The following is a 21,977-nucleotide window of genomic DNA, read 5'->3' on the forward strand; positions in this document are numbered from 1 at the left end:
TTCGACAGGAGAACACATGTACCGCTTCCAAAATGATTATAATGAAATTGCACATCCTGCGGTCATGAAGGCAATCACTGATACAGTGGGGCAACGCTATGATGGTTATGGTATGGATACACGTTGTCATCAAGCTGCACAATTAATAAAACAGCGTATTGCTCAACCCGATGCTGATATCCACTTTTTTAATGGTGGTACTATCACTAACTTAACCGCTATTTCTCACTTTTTACGCCCACACCAAGCCGTAATTTCTGTCAGTACAGGGCATGTTGCAACACATGAAACTGGCGCTATTGAAGCAACAGGGCATAAAGTGATCACCACGTTTTCGCCTGATGGTAAATTAACACCAGCATTATTAACGCCTATTATTGCTGAACATAATGATGAACATTGGGTACAACCTAAGCTTGTTTATATTACAAATGCGACCGAAATTGGTACGGTCTATCGTAAAGCAGAGTTACAAGCACTCCATGATTTCTGTCATAAACATAATCTGTGGCTATACCTTGATGGAGCTCGTTTAGCGACCGGATTAATGTCTGAGCAAAGTGATCTTACGATTGAAGATATCGCCAACTTAACCGATGCTTTCTATATTGGTGGTACTAAAATTGGCGCAATGTCAGCAGAAACATTAGTGATTTGTCACCCTACATTAAAAACTGACTTTCGTTTTAGCTTAAAACAGAAAGGGGGTTTACAGGCTAAAGGCTGGTTATTAGGCGCGCAATTTGAAGCCTTATTTCAAGATGATCTCTATTTTAAATTAGGTAAACATCTTAATGATATGGCATCACAATTAACGGCATTCTTTACCGCACAAGGTTTTGAGTTTTTAGCACCACCAGAATCTAACCAAGTCTTTGTGATTTTACCCAATACCATTGCGGAAAAATTAACTCAACAATTTGTTTTTCATCGTGTTTCACTTGAAGATCCAAATTTGAGTTGTTTACGTCTGTGTACCTCTTGGGCAACAACACAACAAGATATTGATGAGTTTAAACTGGCATTTCTTCAGTTAGTTTAATTTCTCCATTTAAATTTATTGCTTATTTTATGCATTACGCTCTTATTCAGGCGTAATGCATTTTCAATACAATAAGCAATTAATTATCCTAATTTAAAAATATAGTAATGGTGAGGTGCCTGAATAATGTTATATTAATGGCTCCTCACTCAACATAGGTAGGGTAATAGAATGAAGAAACTGACACTCCAAGAAATGACAGACGCCCAACAAATGCGAGTAAGAACCCGAATAGCTCAAGAGAAAAAGAAGTTTGGACGTGAATTAACTAACGCAGAAATGAACAGAACCAAAGATTCTATTATTACCGAAATCTCCCTCGAAGTTGAAAAAGCCACAAAAAAAGCGCAAGCCCTCAAGAAAAAGCAGAAATTATCCCCAAGCAATGAAACCTTTAGTTGGTCAGCCAAAAACCATCGTAGCGGGTATCGTTAATCCTTTAATTAGCCCTGATATATTTATTTATCAGGGCTAAGCTATTAATTTCCAGCCCCTTGAACAGCCACACCAATTAAAAGCCCTAATGGTGCAAGCAAAACATCACCAACAAGTAATATTGGTGTTCCTATCGTATTACCGATAAGATTACCAGCATTCGTTTTCGGTGTGCCTTTTAAATTAAAAAGGGAAATTGCGATAGGTTTAGATAATTTTTTTTCTGTGGTGATGGTATATCTATCTTGGTTTCGCTCAAACACATTCGCATTGATCCAAAATTTAATACACCAATTTAAATTTCCATCTGGTGTTGGGCACTCTTTTTTAAAGTGACCTTTTTTAGTTCTTCTATTTAATACTAAATGGCAAACCACTCATTAATGAGTGGTCTGAATAAACAATCCTGATATTGACGCAATATTGCTATATTTCCATTGTATCAATTAATGAATATAGCTTTTTAAAGGCATGATATTTTTTTTCGTATGTTTTATGTTTATCTAAATTGGAAATATGGCATTTTTCGAGTTTGGGTTGAGAAAGAATAACCTGTGATAAATGAGTAGGATTTACTGCTAATTGTGCAAGTCTTGCTGCACCAAGTGCAGGGCCAACATCGCCACCTTGACGATAATCGAGGTTTTTTCCTGTAATATCAGCAAGAAGTTGTCGCCAATACTCACTTCTGGCACCGCCCCCAATTAGCGTAATGTTATTAGCTAATTGACCTGCATTCTCAGCCACTTCAATCCCTTGCCGTAACGCAAAACTCACGCCTTCAAGAACCGCTTGGCATAAGTCAGCACGTTGGTGTTCATGGGTTAACCCCCAAAATACACCTTTCGCATTAGGGTTGTTATAAGGCGTCCGCTCGCCGGAAAGATAAGGCAAAAACAGAAGAGGACTATCCGCAAAAGTGGCATGTTCAACTTCTTTAAACATCGCACCGACACTCTCAATTCCGGTTAATTGACACACCCAATCAAGGCATGATGCTGCACTTAGCATCACAGACATTAAATGCCAAGTATTGGGTAATGCATGGCAGAAACTGTGTACTGCATTGTCACTGTTTTGAAGAAATTTCTCGCTAACAACAAAATAAACCCCCGAAGTCCCTAAAGAGAGCATGGCTTGACCAGGTTGATAAACGCCGACACCTATTGCACCTGCTGCATTATCACCACCACCAGCAATAATAGGCACTTGTTTCATGTGCCATTTTTTAGCCACATCAGCTAATAGATAGCCCGTTATTTGATTACCTTCAAACAAGGTTGGCATCTGGCGGCGAGTTAATCCTGTTGCATTTAAAAGCTCATCACTCCAATCCCGCTTTTGCATATCTAGCCAAAGCGTGCCTGCTGAATCTGACATATCACTGGCAAAATTACCGCTCATTTTCCAACGTAAAAAATCTTTTGGTAATAAAACATGCGCAATACGTTGAAAAATATCAGGTTCATATTCAGCAACCCACTGTAGTTTTGGTGCAGTAAAACCGGGCATAACTAAGTTACCCGTCATTTTTTTAAACTGAGGATATTGCGCCTCAAGCGCCTGACACTGTTTAAAACTACGGCCATCGTTCCATAAAATTGCAGGACGTAGAACCGCTTGTTGGCCATCAAGCAAAACGGCACCATGCATTTGTCCGCTGAGTCCAATCGCTTCGATTTGATCCATCGGGTAACTGCGCCCAAGCTGGAGAATAGCTTCTTCCGTTGCTTGCCACCATTGCAGTGGATCTTGTTCTGACCATTGAGGATGAGGGCGTGATATTGCTAAAGAAACAGAATGACTGGCAACAACATCGCCTTGCTCATTCATGATGATCGCTTTAACGCTTGAAGTACCTAAATCGAGCCCTAAATACATGAAGTTACCTCATGACCTATATCTAATTAATAAACACAGCGGAAAACCCGCTGTGCTATTACATTTATGCCATTAACCAAAAATATAGCGATTCACTAAACTTTCTAGCATTTCTTGGCGTCCACTTTGTAATTGTGGTGCTAAGGTATTGCTTTGCGCATATTTCGCCACCTCTTCAAGGCTTAATTTACCTTGTAAGATATTTTGACCAAACTCCGCACTCCAGCCTGAATAACGCTGTGCCGTGAATTTATCAAGACCACCATCTTGGATCATTCTTGCTGCAATGCGTAATGCCATTGCCATCGTATCCATGCCTGAAATATGTCCGTAGAATAGGTCATATTTATCATTGCTTTGGCGACGAACTTTAGCATCAAAGTTTAATCCACCTGTAGTAAAGCCACCTGATTTAAGAATTTCATACATCACGAGTGCATTTTCTTCTACACTATTTGGGAATTGGTCTGTATCCCAACCTAATTGCGGATCACCACGGTTAGCATCAACTGAGCCTAAAATACCTAACGCAATGGCGGTCGCAATTTCATGATGGAAACTATGTCCTGCTAATGTTGCGTGGTTGGCTTCAATGTTTACTTTCACTTCTTTTTCAAGACCAAACTGTTTTAAGAAACCATAAACTGTCGCAGTATCATAATCATACTGATGTTTTGTTGGCTCTTGAGGTTTTGGCTCAATCAATAATGTGCCTTGGAAACCAATTTTGTGTTTGTGCTCGACCACCATCTGCATAAAGCGGCCAATTTGCTCTCTTTCTTGGCGTAAATCAGTATTCAGCAGGGTTTCATAGCCTTCACGTCCGCCCCATAATACATAGTTTTCACCGCCCAAAGCTTTTGTCGCTTTCATCGCTTCACATACTTGTGTTGCGGCCCATGCAAAAACGTCAGGATCAGGGTTTGTTGCTGCGCCCGCACCATAACGAGGATTAGTGAAGCAATTTGCAGTTCCCCATAATAACTTAACGTTAGTTTCTTCTTGTTTTTTTGCTAATACGTCGGTGATCGCCGCCATGTTAGAAATGTATTCATTAATGCTATTACCTTCAGAAATTACATCAACATCATGAAAACAGTAGAAAGGAACATTGAGCTTATGAAAGAATTCAAAAGCCACATCTGCTTTACGTTTTGCTTGCGCTAATGCTTCACCCGGTGTTTGCCACGGTCTATCAAAAGTCCCAATACCGAACATATCAGAACCATTCCAGCAGAAGTTATGCCAGTAGCAAGCGGCAAATCTTAGGTGATCTTCCATTCGTTTACCTAAAATAATCTCATCTGGATTATAGTAACGAAAGGCTAATGGGTTATCACTTGCAGTGCCTTCATATTGAATTTGTTCAATTTTATCAAAGTAAGACATGGAACCGTCCTTATTTAGTATCAAGTTGTAATTCTGAATGTGATTCAAGCTCAGCAGTCATCTCTTCCTGCTCTTCTGGCGTTAATTTGGCAATGCCAAAGCCCGTGAATCCCCACAACATGGCAAAGAAGATGCCACTCCAGCACAATACGGCCCAAGGTAAGTAACTTAAGGTTGCAACACCTAACGTACCCGCCATATAAGCGCCTGCGGCAGTCCACGGTAAAATAGGTTCAAAAATAGTGGCGGAGTCTTCTACGGTACGCGCTAAGTTTTTAGGGTGTAAGCCGCGTTCGATATAGGCACCGCGTAACATTTCGATAGGAATAAGAATGGAGATTTGGCCATTACAGGTCACACCAATCATGGTTAATCCGCACGCAATTGTGGCTAAGATCATCGATCCCGTTGAGTGCACCATTTTTAACAGTGCATGGACAATCACTTCTAATGCGCCACTTAATGATAAAGTACCGGCAAAAGAGAGGGCGCAGAAACAGATAAGCAGGGTGCTCATCATCGAGTTCATGCCACCACGATTTAATAAGTTACCTAATAATTCAGGTACTTCTTTTCCTTGGATCATCGAGACATTAAAGCCATCAACTGCACTTTTCACGATGTCATGTAAACCAAAGCCTTGAATAAGATAAGCGTTAAACATCGCGATAGCGGCAGAAGCTAACATCACTGGGATAGTCGGCTTCTTCGTAACTGAACCATATAAAATCACTAATACAGGAATGAGAAGAATAAGATTGAAGTTATAAACACTCTCAAGACCATTGGTAATTAATGTCACTTTTTCTGGTACACCTTGGCCTGCTAAATCCCCGTTCATACCATAAACTGTCATAACAATCGCGGTTAAAATTAGCGAAGGCAGTGTGGTGTAAAGTAAGTGCCAAATATGCTGGTAGAGGTCAATCCTCGCAGCCATTGCAGCTAGGTTGGTATCACCTGATAATGGTGAAAGTTTGTCACCAAAATAGGCGCCAGCAACCACTGCACCGGCAGTTGCCGCAAGATTTGCATCCATACCAACTGCAACCCCCATAAAGGCAACACCAATGGTTCCTGCAGAACCCCATGAAGTCCCTGTGCAGACCGACACTAATGATGTCACCAATAATGCTGTAACATATAGCATCTCTGGGCTGATCATTTTTAAGCCGTAATAGATCATCAGCGGAATGGTGCCACCAATCATCCATGTACCTATTAATAAGCCCACACTGATTAAAATCAGCAATGCTGGCATAGTTTTAGCAATTTTTTGTGAGATTGCCGTTAAGATCTCGTCATAGCGATATCCTAATCGTTTCACTAACAGTGCAGCCACAACGGTCGAAAGCACCATTAAAGGTTCTGGTGGTAAATCAAAAGCAGCGTAGCCTCCTCCTAATAGCACCACCATGGTAAATATCGGAAAGAGTGATTCGAGCAATGTCGGTGTTCTCGGGCTGTTTATCGTTTGCGTTTTCATTGTAATTTATTCCAAACTGGCGTGAGGTAAGGTACGAATAAGCCGAGTGAAAACGGTTTCTAATATTGAACGAGGTGTCGCGATATTCATGCGGAAAAAACCATCCCCAACCGCACCAAAACCACGCCCCCAACTCATTTCCACTTCGGCTAATGAAACAAACCAATGTTTTAGTTGTTCTTCAGATAACTGCATTTTTTGGTAATTAATCCATAGCATGTAGGTGCCATGACTTTGAGTGATAACCCAGTCAGGAAAATAACGTTCACACTGTTCTTTTACCCAACGGCGGTTATCAGCAAGGTACGTTTTTAATTCGCCAACCCATTGTTGGCCTTGTAAGGTATAAGCTTGTAAAAAAGCGGGAACTGAAAAATAACCAGGATTATGAATACCCGCAGCAATTAAGCATTGCTTGAATTTTTCACGATATTCAGGGTTAGCAATCACAATATTGGCAACTTCAAGACCGGCTAAATTGAAGGTTTTAGCGGGAGAAGTACAAATAAAAGAGTGTTGCTCTACATAAGTATTTACTGATGAAATAGGGTGATAAGTTGCGTCATCAAAAATAAAATCCGCATGCACATCATCAGAAATAATAAAAACCTGATATTTTTGTGCAAGTTCCGCTATTTTTAATAGATCACTTTTTTGCCATACCGTTCCTGTTGGATTATGTGGTGATAGCAAAATAAAGCAGACAGACTGTTTAAACTTGCTTTCTAAGTCATCGAAATCAATCTCATAATAGCCGTCACGATAAAGTAGCGGGCTTTCTAATAATTCGCGGTTATTTACACAAACCGCATTACTAATAGGATGATAAGCCGGTGACAGCGTTGTGACTTTATCGCCTAGTTGCGTAAAATTCTGAATATAAAGTGAAACGGCTTGTATAACACGCGGACAAAATACAATTGTCTCAGGGGCAACAACCCACTGATATTGGGTTTTAAACCAATTAGCAGCAACGTTATTCCAATCATGGCTAAGGTCGGTATAGCCGTAAATTCCCAAGTGATTAAATTCAGCCAGTTTATTTGTAATAAAATCAGGCGCAGCAATTTCCATATCAGCAACCGATAATGGAATAACATTCGCGTTACTATTGCACCATTTTGCGCTATAGGTATTTTGCCTAGAAATTAATTTATTAAAGTTATTCTGATACATGAGAAATCTCCTCGGCAATGTGGTTTAAAACAAAATACCCGTTGTTATTAACATTGGTTATTCCTATTTTTTACTTTGCTATTACGAAATTTGGCTTGTGTGATAGTTATCACATAGCGATGAAAGCAAGTTCTTACAAAATTAAAGCTATGGTTTAATGCCAAATAGGGGAAATAGGTAAGCGAAAATGAAAAAAGATAAATACTTCCGTATTGTATTGTTATTTAATGCAAATAAAGTGTATGACCGACAAGTTGTTGAAGGTGTTGGAGAATATCTTCAGGCCTCGCAGTGCCACTGGGATGTATTTATTGAAGAAGATTTTCGTACTCGACTCGATAATATTCATCACTGGGTTTGTGACGGGATTATTGCTGACTTTGATGATCCCATTATTGCTAAACATTTAAGCCAATTACCCCTTGCTGTTATTGGTGTAGGCGGTTCTTATCATCAAGAAGAAAATTATCCACCCGTTCCGTATATCGCTACTGATAATTATGAATTGGTTCAACAAGCCTTTTTGCATTTAAAACAGAAAGGGCTTAAACACTTTGCTTTTTATGGTTTACCTGCGAAAGATCATCCTCATTGGTCTAACGAACGAGAGCATGCTTTTCGTCAATTAGTCACCAGTGAAAAATATCCGGGTATTGTGTACAACGGCATGGATATTACACAGGAAAATTGGCAACACGCACAAAACCGTTTATCTGATTGGATACAAACGTTACCACCACAAACAGGGATTATTGCTGTCACCGATGCAAGAGCGCGTCATTTACTGCAAGTTTGCGATAATTTAAATATTAATGTGCCTGAAGAAATAAGCATTATCGGAATTGATGATGAAGATATGACACGTTATTTATCTCGTATTGCCTTGTCTTCGGTTGTACAAGGTTCACGACAAATGGGGTATTTAGCCGCAAAGCTATTACATCAAACATTAGATGGCCATTCCAACGATAAGCAGCAAAGAATATTGGTTCCCCCTGTTAAAATCGTAGAGCGTCGCTCAACCGATTTTCACTCATTTAACGATCCTACCGTTGTTCAAGCTATGCATTATATTTATTACAATGCCTGTAAAGGGATAAAAACAGAGCAAGTGTTAGATGCGGTTAATATGTCGCGTTCTAATTTAGAACAACGGTTTAAAAAGGAAATTGGCAAGACAATTCACACTGTTATTTATGAAGAGAAACTCAAGCGTGCTCAAAATTTATTAGCCACCACAACACTTGCAATCCAAGAAATATCCGTGATGTGTGGCTATCCGTCATTGCAATATTTTTACTCTATCTTTAAAAAAGAATTTGGTATGACGCCGAAAGAGTTTAGGGATGAGTGATTAAGTAAAAAATAATAACGAAATAAAAACGCTTCTTACTCAGATAAGAAGCGCTATTTTTACAATCACATAAAATAACTGACTACTAGCCCTGTAATATAAATCCCAACACCATAGGCGCTATGCGATAACAAACTCAGTAATCGTGCTTTATTAGGAAAAGGGGTTTTGCTTGCCATTACGCCAGCACCTAACCCGGGCTGCATAATAAAATAAGGCGCTATAGTGGTTATCACACCCCAGAAATAAGCTGGCCAAAAAGTAGGAGTAGTTAACCAACTTTCTCCCATATAGCCTAAGAAAATAAGTGCAAAACCGATACCAATCCCGTAATGAGATAACCAACCTAACGCAGTTTCATTCTTTATCGGTGCGCTTTTTGTAATAGGGTGGTGAAAATATTGGCCTTTAAAAAGATGACCAACCCAACGACCTATCATTGATAAATTTAAGGTTTGTATTTTAAATCGTGTTAAAAGCACAGCCCATAAATCCATAATAATAGTTGCACCAATTCCTAAAATAACAGCGAGTATTATCATAGACATAATGTGCTTCCTTCTATTATTGAATTAATAATTTAGTCTTCTAAGTGCTTAAGCACAAACTCTTTAAAATAAGATAACGATGTTGCACCAACAAGAGTGTCTATTGGAAGACCTTCTTTATAAATGACTGTCGTAGGAATACTACGGATAGCATATTTTCCGGCAATGGATTGGCTATCATCAATATTTACTTCTGCAAAAGTCGCGTTATCTTTCATATCAATAGAAAGTTGGTTAAATATAGGGGCAACCATACGACAAGGGGCACACCAAGGAGCCCAAAACCTTACGACACAAAGATCTTTTTGATTAATTGCTGTATCAAAATTCTTAGCATTTAACGCAATGACTGTACTCATAAAAGCCTCATGGTTTACGTGATCATTTTTGGATAAACAGGATCCTAAACCTTATCGCTCAAACATTCAATAAAACAATTGAATGTTTGTTTTGATATATGTAACTAATGAATTAATAAGAATAAAAGCTAATCAATTGAATTAAATAGAAAAACTGTTATTTAAAAGAAAAATTTAAGATAAGAATGAGGTTAAAGTGGCTAACATATTGATAGTCAGTCACTTTATTTGGTATGTATTTTAATCTTTACTTAATTTACTGGTAATACCTTCTTTAAAATAACGAGCTTGAAAGCCCTTTAAATTAAGGGTTATCACTGCATTCTTAGATAAGAAGCAGTAGGCGCCACGGCAATAAGCAACAATTTCTCTATCTTTGGGGAATTGTGCCAAATGATACTCTAACTCTTCAATAGGGATATTCATTGCACCAGGAAGGTGGTCTTTTTTATATTCTTCATGCGGACGAACATCGATAAGCGTAATGCGTTTATTTTTCATTCCATCAATGAGTTCATCGTATTCAATAGGCGCTAATTTATCGTCAGAAACAGTTTGCTGATTAATTAACTGGCTGAATTCTCGTCTTGCATAATCCGCTTGTAGTTTTAATGCCGACAAAATATTTAACACAGGCCCAGAGGTAAGACGATAAAAGATCATTTTTCCCTCTCGACGGCTTTCAACTAAGCCCGCTCGCTTTAATTGCTGTAAATGCTGAGAGGTATTCGCAACACTTAATTCAATGAGTTGAGCTAAATTTTCAACAGAGAATTCTTGTTGTGAAAGATATTGGATCATATTAATCCGATGAGGACTACTTAATGCACGTCCAAGCTCGGCACATTCAATAAGTTGTTGCTCGTCAAGATACGATTTAATAGACATATTTAAATTCTCAACATTACTCTATTGATTAATTGAATATTTGTTATTATGTAATCTTAATAGATAACGAAATAAATAGCGAAGTTTAACTTTTTTTTGCTATCCAGATATGCCAATAATCTTGTTCAACAATTTGAGGTAAATCAGATAAATGAGTGTGTATTGTATTCACTAAAATGGTTATTTCGTCGTCAGTTAATTCATGCAAAATTGAACGTCCCGTTCTTGCTATGATCTCTTGTGTTAGTGAATCGACACTTTGATAAACTTGCCTTGTTTCACAAAATAGCTGTGAAGAAATTAATGTAAATCCATTTCGTTGCAATGCCTCTTCAACTTGTTGTTGAGTAGGGCGTCGTTTGGCTTCAATATCAATTAGTTTAGGAAAACATTCAAAGAAAAAACCTCGTAAATGATGTTGGCTACTAGGCAAAAAAACATCTTCTATTGTTCTATCTTGAATAAAAAATAAACCGTCTTTCTTTAATACACGATAAACTTCTGCAAAATTCTGATCGTAATTTTTAAAATGGTGAATAAGCGCACGTTCAAAAACAAGATCAATACTTGAGGAAAGGAGGCCTGTCTTTTCAGCGCTTCCTTGATGAAAAAATAATTGCGGGTAATCAGCTGATTTATCGATAGCAGTTTTCACCATATGCTCTGAAAAATCAATACCTATAACTTTTTCAGCACCTAATGAAGCCCAAGCTCGACTATAAATTCCTCCACCACAACCGATATCTGCAACGGCTTTATTTTGTACATTCACAAAATCGGAAATATTATCTTTCCATTCATCAGCAACATCACGAGTGGCATAAGTGTTTTTATTTTTTTCATCATGAAAATCGATAGCCATATTGATGCTCTCCTATTTACCTATTTAGAGTGACTTACTAAAAATAAGAATAAGTATAAATCAATAGAATTTTAGAGAGCATTATAGATGGTGCCAAAAATGCGGTGCTATATTTTAAAAATGGATCTTTAATTATCAATTAGATAATTATTTTTTACGGCTATTCGCCCAAGGATCACAATCTGGGTGGTCGATAACTTCAATCACATCATCAATATCAGCTTCAAGAGAATCAAGGTAGAGCGCTTCCACTTCAGCGCGTGCCCAAGGGGTTCTGCGCAAAAATTTCAAACTTGATTTTACGCTAGGGTCACTTTTAAAGCAGTTGATTTTTATAAGCTGACTTAATTTAGTCCAACCATATTTGGCTACCAACGCATTTACCTGCATTTCAAGAGTGACGCCATGTAGCGGATCTTTAGAAATATGTCCTGTCATGATTTTCTCAAATACGTTTTATTAATTTCAAAGGTAAGAAGCGGTGCAGAGTACAAGAAAGTAGTGAGAGTGGCAATAAAATGGGCTGAATAAAATAAAGATGATGCGTTGTTATCCCGCATGGCTTGTAATATAAAAGATTTTCCATTTGTCATCGTCAGTATGCCTTAGCGTGATCCGAAGATCAGTAGGGCCTTTAAATTCAATGTTCACATCCTGCATTTCCACATCTGTGCCATTAAACCAGCGGCGTAGGCGGTTCCCATTTGTTTGTTTTGGAAAACTATAAGCAAATTGATACCCCGAAGCGGGTATTTCTCTCATCGTTTTAACTTTAAACTCTTCTAACGTTCTCCCTGTATACATGTTTCGTTGTGTCAGACTAAATGCCTGCTCATACTCTTCATTATTGATATTATTAATAAAATCAGTAGCTAGTTGACGTTGATAAGAAAAAGAATAAGGGAGTTTAAGCCAATAATATGTACCCAATACTAAAACAACCAATAAAAACGAAAAATAAGTGACCATCTTTTTATATTGTTTTTTCATGATATTTTTCCTCATTTTTAATTTTTATCATTCCATTATGGCCATGCTGTCTAATGTTTGTGTTTGTATCTCTATCAATCCCTTTAAGCCTTTAGTCATAATGAATAACATACATTCTATTTACTATCACTTTATTTAAATAAACTAATCTGTAATGCAGGTTATTAATTGATTTTTCATACAAAATAATGATTTATACGTAATAAATGAATTTAATCCTATCCACGATCAAACATTTATATTATTTATATAAAATAGAGATAATTCCTAAGAAAACGTAATATTTTATGTCGTGTGAAATTTTACGTTACAATTTCGAACATTATACTCACCACTTTAAAACTACCGTTTTTCAGAATTTAACTCTGATAAAGTAGACAAATAAAGATAAATAACTGCAAAACCAAATACACAAACGATTAATTAAAATTTAATATTCCGAATTAAATCAAATTTCAGAAAGGGTATTGCAATGTAGATCCCATAAGAAAAAGTAAATATAATTTTTCCAAGTTAAACAAACCGGCAAATATTTAATATCTAATCCTTAAAAATATTGCTGACCAAATAAATAAGTATTATTTAATTTAATGAGGAATATTATGAAATTTTCTAAAACACTTTTAATCACATCTATTATTGCAGTTTCATTCTCTGGTATTGCAAATGCCGCACCTACCGATGGTAATACAACAGGTATTATTCATTTTAAAGGTCAATTTATTGATTCAACTTGTACCGTTGAAACTAATAACCAAAATCAAAATGAAGGCACTGTTCAGCTAGGCACTTGGTTAACCAATACCTTTACATCCGTCGGTGAAAAAACAGAAGCAACACCATTCACTATTGGCTTAAGCGGTTGCCCAGCAACCCTTGGTAAAGCACGAGTGACGTTTGAAGGTAGTGAAAACGGTGATAACCCAAGCTTATATAAAGTGAGCGATGCTAAAGGTGTAGGTATCGGTCTTTTAGGTGACCCTAACAGTGAAACGTATTTCACACCAAATACAGAAGCTGAAGGTATTACATTAAAAGGCAATCAAGGTGAAAAAACATATTACGCGCGTTATGTAACAACTGCGGAAGAAGTATCACCAGGAAATGCAAATGCCGATGTTACTGTGACAATTCAATATAATCAGTAATGAATTACCCCATATTTACGTCAAAGGGGAACGTAGGTTCCCTCTTTTTTCTCAAAGGAATTATATTAATGAAAAAATCTATTATTGCCTTATCACTTTTAAGTGTGGTTTCTATTAATGCAAATGCGAGCGTTGTATTAGGAGGCACACGTGTTATTTATGAAGGTGAAAAAAAAGAGGCTACAATTTCCGTTAGAAATAATGAAAAAACACCTTACTTAGTTCAATCATGGATTGAGAATTTTGATAACAATGATTCAGCTAAACCACCATTTTCAGTTACACCACCACTTTTTAGAATAGAAGCTGAATCAGCAAATGCAATACGTATTGTATTAACCGACCCAAGATTACCGACAAATAAAGAATCTGTTTATTGGTTAAATGTGAAATCTATTCCACCAACAGATCCTAACGCGGTTAATAACCTAACGATTTCTATTAATAATAAAATTAAGCTTATTTACAGACCAGCAAATTTATCTAAATCAGATGCGGCTATTGCCTATGAAACATTAACATTTGAAAAACAAGGTAATAATTTAAAAGCCAAAAACTCTACACCTTATTATGTTTCTTTCGGTCAATTAACTGTGGGTAATAAAGAATTAGATAACCCAGGAATGGTACCGCCAATGGGTGAGGCTTCTTGGAATATCTCGGGTATTCAAGCTAATCAAGTGACTTGGAGTGCAGTTAACGATCACGGTTCAATCACAGATAAGAAAACACAGACACTAAAATAATCATTGGAAAATTGTTCATTATGCGCCTTATTACAAATCACAAGAAATCACAAAACAATTGTAATAAATACATTATTTCTTTGCATAATGGATTATTTACATTTCGATTAAAAAAAATATCTCAAGCAATTGCGACAGTTATTGTGGTTGGAGCAACAGCGAATTATGCTATCGCGACAGATTATTTTAGCCCTAATTCATTAAGTGTTATTGATGGCCAAAATATTGCAGATATAGAAAGCCTTGAGCAGTTTTCTAAACCCGGTGGACAATTAGCAGGAAAATATCGTGTTGATATTTTCATTAATAATAATATTGTTGATTCACAAGATATTACCTTTATTACTGATGAAACAACGGGACAATTAATTCCTGTGTTAACAAAAGAAGATTTAAGTGATTGGGGGGTGAAAGTAGACGCTATACCAACACTGACTTCATTAGCGCCAACACAAGAAATTACTGATATTAGCCATTATATTAATGATGCAAAGACAGTATTAGAGCTCAACCAACAAAAATTAAATATTTCTATCCCACAAATTGCGATGGAAAAGATAGCACCGGGCACAATTCCAAGCAGTAAATGGGAGAATGGATTACCCGCATTAGTATTAAATTACTATTATAGCGGCTCAAATAATTGGAGTCGTACGGGTGGTCAGGATACCAATACTCATTATGTTAACTTTCGCAGTAGTGCTAATTTAGGCCCTTGGCGTTTAAAAAATTACTCAACCTTTAGTGAAAATTCGACAGGTAGAGAGTGGAAAAGCATTGAAACCAGCTTAGAGCGAGGAATTAATAGCTTAAAATCACAGTTAATTATTGGTGATACCTCTACACCAAGTGATGTATTTGATAGCTTCCAGTTTCGTGGTGTGCAATTACAAAGTGATGAAGCCATGTTGCCAAGCTCAATGCGTGGGTTTGCTCCTGTTATCCGTGGTATTGCTCAAAGTAATGCCGAAATCACTGTAAAACAGAATAATTATGTGATTTATCAAGCTTATGTAGCACCCGGTGCTTTTGAGATTGATGATCTCTACTCAACTGGGACTAGCGGTGATTTAACGGTCATCATTAAAGAAGCTGATGGTACTGAACGCTCTTTTATTGTGCCATTTTCCTCTATTGCCATTATGCAGCGTGAAGGCCAATTCAAATACTCTTTAACGGGAGGTAAATTTAAATCTAACGCAAATGAGGCGAATGAGCCTGAATTTGCACAAGGTACTGCTATTTATGGCTTACCTAAAGGTGTTACCGGCTACACAGGTGCATTGCTTTCAAAAGATTACCAATCTTATGTTGCAGGGGTTGGTGTTAATTTAGGGAATTTAGGCGCTTTTTCAACTGATATAACACATGCTAACACCCAGAAATTAGCCGGCAAAGAGGCTTCAAACAGTGGGCAATCTTACCGTTTTCAATATTCTAAAAATATGATGGCAACAGGGACGTCTGTTACCTTAGCCAATTATCGTTATTCTACAGAAGGGTATTACAGCTTTACAGAAGCCAATAATCGTTATGGTGATGAAATGTATCACGATAATAAAAAGAATCGCATTCAGATAACCTTGAGCCAATCTTTAAACGACTATGGCAGTGTTTATTTTTCAACCTATCAGCAAGATTATTGGAATCGCTCAGGTAAAGAGCGCTCAATAAGCTCTGGTTATAGCAATAATATGGGCGGAGTTTCTTATAATTTAAATTATAGCTATTCAAGTACACCTAATCAGCGTAAATCAGATAACCATTTTGCCTTCTCTGTTTCTATTCCACTGGATAACGTAACAGGGAGTTACACGTCATTAAACAGCAGTGTAACAACAGATAATAACGGGAATACCGATATGATGGCAGGGATTAGCGGCAGCTTACTTGAGAACAATAATTTAAATTATTCTGTTCAGCAGTCTTATGGCAATAAAGAAAACAATGCCAGCGGTAATGCTTCAGGCTCTTATCGTGGTAGCTATGGTGTGGCTAATGTTGGGTATGGTTATGACAAACACTCACAACGCACCAATTATGGCCTAACCGGTGCGGTCGTTGCTCACCCTTACGGTGTGACGCTGTCACAACCTATTTATGACTCATTCGCTATTGTTAGAGCGCCTGATGCAAAAAATGTGAATATCCAAAATCGAACAGGGGTATCCACTGATTGGCGAGGCTATGCCATAGTGCCTTATTTAAACGCCTATTCTAAAAATGAAATTTCGTTAGATATCAGCACATTGCCAGATAATGTTGAATTGAAAAATAACACTGTCACGCTGATCCCGACAAAAGGCGCTGCAATGTTAGCCGATTATAAAACACATGTTGGCTATCGCGTGTTATTTACCGTCATTCACAACAGTAAACCAGTCCCATTTGGTGCATTAGCGCAATTAGCTCAAACAAATGAACTTGAGATGAGCACAGGAATTGCAGATGAAAATGGCGATGTTTATCTTAGCGGAATGCCTGAAAAAGGGCGAGTAACTGTGTTATGGGGTAAAAATACACAAGACCAATGCACTGCAAATTATCATTTAACGGCAGAGCAATTAAAACAGCATTTGCCAACCTTAACGGTTGATTGTCGTTAATTAATTAGGACTTTGCCATGAATATTAAACAATTTATTTTAGCCACAAGTTTAACGCTGTTTTCATCTCAAGCATTAAGTTCTGGTAGTTTTTTCCTTACAATTAATAATTTTATTATTGACGATGCAGCACAGAAATTGCCTTCTGGATCGTTATTAGGAGGGGGATGGCAATCATTTAGCGCTAAATCTGATGAGGATTTATGTGAAGCCTATATGCCAGGTAAATTTAATTACACAACGAGTATCACAGATAGCTCTGCAGGTATTTCATCTATACGTGCAGATTCACAGTCCTATCCCGTTTTTAAAACAAGTATTGATGGTATTGGTTATATCATGGGTTATCGACAGAATGGCACATCACAGTGGTATCCCATTACCTCTACAGAAGAGTTACGTAATACACATGACAATACTAATAAACTCTTTCTTGATGCAAAAATAGCTTTTGTGAAAACTGTCTCAGGTGAAATAAAGAAAACGAGTTCGAATAGAATTAATTTTGGGTCGCTATCACTACGATGTAATCGAGTAAATACGTCATTAACTTCAGGCTTTGGTCTTATTATGAGAAGTTCCGTATTAGTTACTTGGAAAGCAACCAGTTGTGAAGTGAAAACAAAGCGTGAAACGGTAGATTTAGGTACTCATGAATTGGTTGCGGTACGTAAATTAGGTATTGGCGATAACTTTGGCTATGCGCAACAATCTATGACTGTTGAATGCCCTGAAAACATGATTGTTGATTACACCATTGCTGATAATAACAATCCGAATAATATTGGCTCAGATATTATCTATTTAGAAAATCAAAGCGACAATCCCGGTTTTGGTGTGCAGATGTTTGAATCAGGAAGTTCTGAAGCATTAAAGTTAGGTGGCGATAGAAAAACACCGGGTAATTATCAATATTCTTTTGCGAAAACAACCAATAAGAAAGAAGTGATAAATAAAGATTTTGATTTTAAATACGTGAAATTATCTGACAATGTAAAAGCCTCAGATGGCAATGCCAAGGTCACTGTCACATTGGTTTACCGTTAATCTAGAGGGAATTATTATGAAATATACGTTCGTAAAGAAGTTTATTGCTCGCTCTATTTTATGCGTACTACCATTTTTATCTTATTCTGTTTTTGCTAATGATAGCGTTAGAATTAATTATACAGGCTCAATTAAAGCAGCAGCCTGTAGTATTCAAACCAGTGACTTAAATATTGAATTAGGAACTTGGTTATTAAGTGGCAACGGCAATAATTTTCCTGCTGGCAGCACAACTGATTGGGTTGAATTTGAATTAACCTTTAATTGTAAAATGCAAAGTAGTCAAGTTGTCGGTTCATTACAGGGCATACCCGCATCTGATAAGAATTTATTTAAGCTTGATGATATTGCCAATCAAGCATCGGGTATGGCAATCCAAATTGAATCTTATTCACCAGAGCGTAATCGTTGGGAAGCAAAAAATGCCAATGAAATAAGTGTGTTATTAAGTTCAAAAGAAGTTGCCAATGGCATTAATAAATTGAAATTAAGGGCTCGCTATAAACAACTAGAAAATAGAGCGACACCCGGTAAAGCCAATGCTTCTATTACCTTTGTTGTACAAAGTAATTAAGGGATGACAATGAAATTAGCGCAATTAACAACCATTTCTTTCTTTTTATTATTTTCGTCACAAGCCATAAGCTATGACACTTTATTTGATATTAAAGGGAAAATACAAGCAAGTACCTGCATATTAGAGTCATCTAAAATTAAAGACATTAACCTTGGGCATATATCTCTTAGTGAAAATGGCTTTGGTGGACAAATTCATTCAACGAGCGAAAAAATAGATTGGAATATAACCTTAGATTGTCCTGAAGGTTTGCCCGTTATTTTAACGCCTAAAGGCACTGCATTTTCAGGAAATAGCACCGTACTTGCATTAAATACCTCATCTGATACCGCCAAAGGTGTCGGAGTTGAAACACAGTACAGCGTTAATGGCAGTAATTGGACGACATTAGAATTAAATAAACGTAATACGGTGGTTAGTGCGACAAAAAATGAGGGTGAAGTCACTTTGAATTTTAGAGGTTATTACAAGCAAATGGAGAAGGACATTTTCCCTGGAACAGCAAATGCCACGTTAGATCTTGAAATTGTTTACCAATAAAACGTTTATTAAGCTAAGTCATTAAGTTAATTTAATAAATTTTAATGATTAATTACTTCTTACGCGAGAAAATGAGCAATTATTCCAAAAATATAATTATTATTACCTCATATTTATTAAATTAAATAATTAAAGTAATAGCAGTTATTTTTACTACATAATCCATCCATTAAAAATAGAAATATATTATATAAATTATATTTTTATAGCGCTGGAAATAAAAATGAAAGAATTTAATAAGTATAAAAAAACATTGAATGAAATTGACTACTATGTGTATGCTCTTTGTGAGGTAAATGGAACTCGCCGTATACCATTTTACATAGGGAAAGGGAAAAATTCTCGCTGTCTTACCCACATTGCTGAAGCCGAAAAAATGAAGGAAAATGGCGATGAATTAGATGAAAAAACACAAAAAATCATTGAATTACAAAAAAACAATATGCTTGGTATCGATATCTTATGTCATGGGATTAGTAACTCAGATAGTGCATATATGGTCGAACGAACTTGCTTAGATTTAATTGGTATTGACCTTTTGACTAATAAAATTAATGGAAAAAGCAGTAGCAATAATGAAACCTACAAAAGACAAGGTAGGTTAACAATAGAAGAAATACAATCCATTTATTCACGTGAAGATGTTGATGTTTCACCTGAACACAGTGGTTTAGTTTTTATTTTAAATAAACTTTATAAATTTGGTATGACTGATCTTCAATTATTCGAGGCAACCAGAGGTGTGTGGCATAATCCACCAAGAAATGATGAATCTGTAAAGTATGCTTATGCTACATATAATAATATTGTTAAGGAAGTATACGAAATTCACGGATGGGTAAAAGCTGGAACACAAGAATACTTTACTCGTACAATAAAGCTACCTAGTGAACGTTGGGAATTTATAGGTCGAAAAGCACCTCAAGATATTCGCGATCGCTATGTTGGAAAAACAATCAATTATAACCGTAGTTATAGTAGTCCATTTGTCAGAGTCGGAAAAAACAACTAATTTCAGATTAAGAATAAAATAGAAACATAAATAGTAATTTATATTTCTATTTTGGCTAGCCATTCACAGTCCAACACCGTTATCGATTTATTCTTTAATTTAATCGCCTTAACACTGACTAAATGTGCTAAAGCGCGGTTTAATTGTCTGGTTGAGATCCCAAGCATTGCCGCTAACGGATCTCTTTTTTCTAATTGAAAAGAGAGTCCTTCTTGTTGAGATTTAAAAAATAAATATCGGCGTAATTTAAATTCTGAAGAATAGGGTAATTGAGAGTGTCTTAATGAAGATTGATAAAGTTTTTGGCTTAATTGCTGGCAAATAAAGGTGAGAAAATTAGCATCTTGTAATGCTTTTTGTCTGACAATGGAAAGAGGTAACGCTAATAAATAAGAAGGAACTAAGGCTTGTACGGTACTAAACACCATTTCATCTTTAGCTGAAAACAGTTCTAAATCTCCAATAACACAGAAAGCTTGTTCAAAAGAAAAGACCACATGCTCACCGTTTATTTCATAACGTTCAATCTGTAATTTGCCTTCCACTAGACAGTATAAATGTGTTGCTTGGCTATTTTGTGTTATTAAATATTCCCCCGTTTTCACTTCCATTAATCGCAGAGAAGACAACAACGCATCAGATAAATAAGCATCAAGTTGATGCATTAAAATAAAAGTGTTACGTTTTTTTTCATCATTAACTATTTTCACTTTTATTTTCCTTTCGCAATTATGCTTCAATTTATTATCGAAAATAGCATACTTTTCAAAAAAGGACATATGTCCTTTTTTAGGCTGGTGGAGATTATTACTATCATGATATTCCTAATATTTAGAGATTATATTGATGACATTCAATCCCAGCTTATTACCTAAAATCGAGCTTCATGTGCATTTAGATACCTGTTTAAGCTATTTTTATATTAAACAGCTAGATCCAACGATAAGCTTTGATAAGTTTAATCAGCAATTTGTTGCTCATAAACCTTGTTTTGATTTGGGTGATTTTTTGAGTAAAGTCACGCCTCAAATTGATCTTTTGCAGACTAAATCAGCTATTACACTGGCTGTTGACGATCTGTTTTATCAGTTGAAAGCAGATAATGTTATTTATGCTGAAATTCGTTTTGCCCCGTTATTACACACAAAACAGGGCTTAACAGATAAGGACGTTGTTGAAGTTGTTATTTCAGCAATGAATGAAGCATCTCGAAAATATGATATTAAAGCGGGTTTGATCTTATGCACATTGCGCCATTTTAGTGCGTTAGAGAGTCAGCAAACCGCCAAGTTAGTTGTGGAAAACCTTAATAAAGGTGTTGTTGCACTTGATTTAGCGGCTGATGAAGCGCGTTTTCCTTTAGATAATCATATTGCTGCTTTTGATTATGTTAAAAAATCAGGGGGGAATTTAATTGCTCATGCAGGAGAAGCAAAAGGCGCTGAAAGCGTTACTGAAACATTGGATAAACTGCATGTTACTCGAATTGGTCATGGCGTAAGAAGTATTGAAGATAATGAAGTCATTAACAGGCTTAAATCTCAAAATATATTATTAGAAGTTTGCCCAAGCTGTAATATTATCTGCAATATATATGAGCAAGTAGACCAACATCCCGTTAATCAGCTAAAAAAGCAGGGCGTTAAATTAAATATTAATACTGATGCGCGAACAGTTGCCAATACATCGTTAAATAAAGAGTATCAGTTATTACATGATATTTTTGGTTGGAGCGAAGAAGACTTTCAGCAATGCAACATCGATGCTCTTAATGCCAGTTTTATTGCAAATGACGTTCGTAAAAAACTAATGGATAAGCTCTGCTACGTTCACGCAAAATAGTGAATTACACATAATAATTATCAAAGAGAACACCTTTATTTTTAAGGTGT

The 21,977-nt window shown here is 36.5% G+C and carries 23 protein-coding genes; 11 read left to right on the plus strand and 12 right to left on the minus strand.

The features are described from left to right. The first annotated feature begins 16 nt into the window (after positions 1-16). Together INT04_RS06795 and INT04_RS06800 are read left to right on the plus strand one after the other, a co-directional pair. The gene (locus INT04_RS06795) at positions 17-1,042 is read left to right on the plus strand and encodes a threonine aldolase family protein (RefSeq protein ID WP_193015395.1); all 1,026 of its coding nucleotides are present in this window, start codon (positions 17-19) and stop codon (positions 1,040-1,042) included. Between the two features lie 171 nt (positions 1,043-1,213). Then, entirely contained in the window at positions 1,214-1,477 is a 264-nt protein-coding gene (locus INT04_RS06800; RefSeq protein ID WP_193015396.1) for a DUF3811 domain-containing protein, read from the plus strand. 44 nt (positions 1,478-1,521) lie between these two features. On the opposite strand, the gene INT04_RS06805 is transcribed toward INT04_RS06800, so the two are convergent. The 5 genes from INT04_RS06805 to INT04_RS19320 form a co-directional block, all read right to left on the minus strand. Continuing rightward, positions 1,522-1,740 (minus strand): hypothetical protein, encoded by a 219-nt coding sequence (locus INT04_RS06805; RefSeq protein ID WP_193015397.1) that lies wholly within the window; start codon positions 1,738-1,740, stop codon positions 1,522-1,524. A gap of 163 nt (positions 1,741-1,903) precedes the next feature. Beyond that, the gene (xylB, locus tag INT04_RS06810; protein ID WP_193015398.1) at positions 1,904-3,358 is read right to left on the minus strand and encodes a xylulokinase; all 1,455 of its coding nucleotides are present in this window, start codon (positions 3,356-3,358) and stop codon (positions 1,904-1,906) included. Positions 3,359-3,430: 72 nt separating this feature from the next. Further along, the gene (gene xylA / locus INT04_RS06815) at positions 3,431-4,747 is read right to left on the minus strand and encodes a xylose isomerase (RefSeq protein WP_193015399.1); all 1,317 of its coding nucleotides are present in this window, start codon (positions 4,745-4,747) and stop codon (positions 3,431-3,433) included. Positions 4,748-4,757: 10 nt separating this feature from the next. Next, entirely contained in the window at positions 4,758-6,233 is a 1,476-nt protein-coding gene (nhaC, locus tag INT04_RS19315) for a Na+/H+ antiporter NhaC (protein ID WP_088495624.1), read from the minus strand. 6 nt (positions 6,234-6,239) lie between these two features. Then, the gene (locus tag INT04_RS19320) at positions 6,240-7,409 is read right to left on the minus strand and encodes a MalY/PatB family protein (RefSeq protein ID WP_226894010.1); all 1,170 of its coding nucleotides are present in this window, start codon (positions 7,407-7,409) and stop codon (positions 6,240-6,242) included. Between the two features lie 187 nt (positions 7,410-7,596). On the opposite strand from INT04_RS19320, the gene INT04_RS06825 reads away from it, so the two are divergent. Beyond that, on the plus strand, positions 7,597-8,763 hold the full coding sequence (locus tag INT04_RS06825; RefSeq protein ID WP_193015400.1) for a XylR family transcriptional regulator: 1,167 nt from the start codon (positions 7,597-7,599) through the stop codon (positions 8,761-8,763). A gap of 65 nt (positions 8,764-8,828) precedes the next feature. Here INT04_RS06825 and INT04_RS06830 read toward each other — a convergent pair whose 3' ends face one another. The 6 genes from INT04_RS06830 to INT04_RS06855 all read right to left on the minus strand — a co-directional run bounded on the left by INT04_RS06830 (position 8,829) and on the right by INT04_RS06855 (position 12,410). Continuing rightward, the gene (locus INT04_RS06830; RefSeq protein WP_193015401.1) at positions 8,829-9,311 is read right to left on the minus strand and encodes a DUF2938 domain-containing protein; all 483 of its coding nucleotides are present in this window, start codon (positions 9,309-9,311) and stop codon (positions 8,829-8,831) included. A gap of 32 nt (positions 9,312-9,343) precedes the next feature. Next, positions 9,344-9,670, minus strand: coding sequence for a thioredoxin (gene trxA, locus INT04_RS06835; protein WP_193015402.1), 327 nt, complete (start codon positions 9,668-9,670; stop codon positions 9,344-9,346). Between the two features lie 240 nt (positions 9,671-9,910). Then, the gene (locus INT04_RS06840) at positions 9,911-10,558 is read right to left on the minus strand and encodes an ArsR/SmtB family transcription factor (protein WP_193015403.1); all 648 of its coding nucleotides are present in this window, start codon (positions 10,556-10,558) and stop codon (positions 9,911-9,913) included. A gap of 85 nt (positions 10,559-10,643) precedes the next feature. Further along, on the minus strand, positions 10,644-11,420 hold the full coding sequence (locus INT04_RS06845) for a class I SAM-dependent methyltransferase (protein ID WP_193015404.1): 777 nt from the start codon (positions 11,418-11,420) through the stop codon (positions 10,644-10,646). A 147-nt stretch (positions 11,421-11,567) separates the two neighbouring features. Beyond that, entirely contained in the window at positions 11,568-11,858 is a 291-nt protein-coding gene (locus INT04_RS06850) for a VF530 family DNA-binding protein (protein ID WP_193015405.1), read from the minus strand. Between the two features lie 111 nt (positions 11,859-11,969). Then, the gene (locus tag INT04_RS06855; RefSeq protein WP_193015406.1) at positions 11,970-12,410 is read right to left on the minus strand and encodes a hypothetical protein; all 441 of its coding nucleotides are present in this window, start codon (positions 12,408-12,410) and stop codon (positions 11,970-11,972) included. Between the two features lie 602 nt (positions 12,411-13,012). On the opposite strand from INT04_RS06855, the gene INT04_RS06860 reads away from it, so the two are divergent. The 7 genes from INT04_RS06860 (at position 13,013) to INT04_RS06890 (ending at position 20,085) form a co-directional block, all read left to right on the plus strand. Beyond that, the gene (locus tag INT04_RS06860) at positions 13,013-13,558 is read left to right on the plus strand and encodes a fimbrial protein (protein WP_193015407.1); all 546 of its coding nucleotides are present in this window, start codon (positions 13,013-13,015) and stop codon (positions 13,556-13,558) included. A gap of 68 nt (positions 13,559-13,626) precedes the next feature. Next, a complete protein-coding gene (locus INT04_RS06865; RefSeq protein ID WP_193015408.1) occupies positions 13,627-14,304 on the plus strand; it encodes a molecular chaperone in 678 nt (225 codons plus the stop codon). Between the two features lie 20 nt (positions 14,305-14,324). Next, complete coding sequence (locus INT04_RS06870) at positions 14,325-16,910, plus strand: fimbria/pilus outer membrane usher protein (protein WP_193015409.1); 2,586 nt, start codon at positions 14,325-14,327, stop codon at positions 16,908-16,910. Positions 16,911-16,927: 17 nt separating this feature from the next. Then, positions 16,928-17,956, plus strand: coding sequence for a fimbrial protein (locus INT04_RS06875; protein WP_193015410.1), 1,029 nt, complete (start codon positions 16,928-16,930; stop codon positions 17,954-17,956). Between the two features lie 16 nt (positions 17,957-17,972). Next, positions 17,973-18,530, plus strand: a complete 558-nt coding sequence (locus tag INT04_RS06880) for a fimbrial protein (protein WP_193015411.1) — start codon at positions 17,973-17,975, stop codon at positions 18,528-18,530. A 9-nt stretch (positions 18,531-18,539) separates the two neighbouring features. Next, positions 18,540-19,073 carry a fimbrial protein gene (locus INT04_RS06885; RefSeq protein WP_193015412.1) on the plus strand — a complete coding sequence of 178 codons (534 nt, stop codon included), beginning with the start codon at positions 18,540-18,542 and terminating at the stop codon, positions 19,071-19,073. 223 nt (positions 19,074-19,296) lie between these two features. After that, a complete protein-coding gene (locus INT04_RS06890) occupies positions 19,297-20,085 on the plus strand; it encodes an LEM-3-like GIY-YIG domain-containing protein (RefSeq protein ID WP_193015413.1) in 789 nt (262 codons plus the stop codon). A gap of 38 nt (positions 20,086-20,123) precedes the next feature. Here INT04_RS06890 and INT04_RS06895 read toward each other — a convergent pair whose 3' ends face one another. After that, complete coding sequence (locus INT04_RS06895) at positions 20,124-20,795, minus strand: Crp/Fnr family transcriptional regulator (RefSeq protein ID WP_193015414.1); 672 nt, start codon at positions 20,793-20,795, stop codon at positions 20,124-20,126. 136 nt (positions 20,796-20,931) lie between these two features. Between INT04_RS06895 and add the strand changes: the two genes are divergently transcribed. Next, positions 20,932-21,927, plus strand: a complete 996-nt coding sequence (gene add / locus INT04_RS06900; protein WP_193015415.1) for an adenosine deaminase — start codon at positions 20,932-20,934, stop codon at positions 21,925-21,927. The last annotated feature ends 50 nt before the right edge of the window (positions 21,928-21,977 follow it).

It is taken from the genome of Proteus sp. FME41 (assembly GCF_014897315.1).
Taxonomy (GTDB): domain Bacteria; phylum Pseudomonadota; class Gammaproteobacteria; order Enterobacterales; family Enterobacteriaceae; genus Proteus.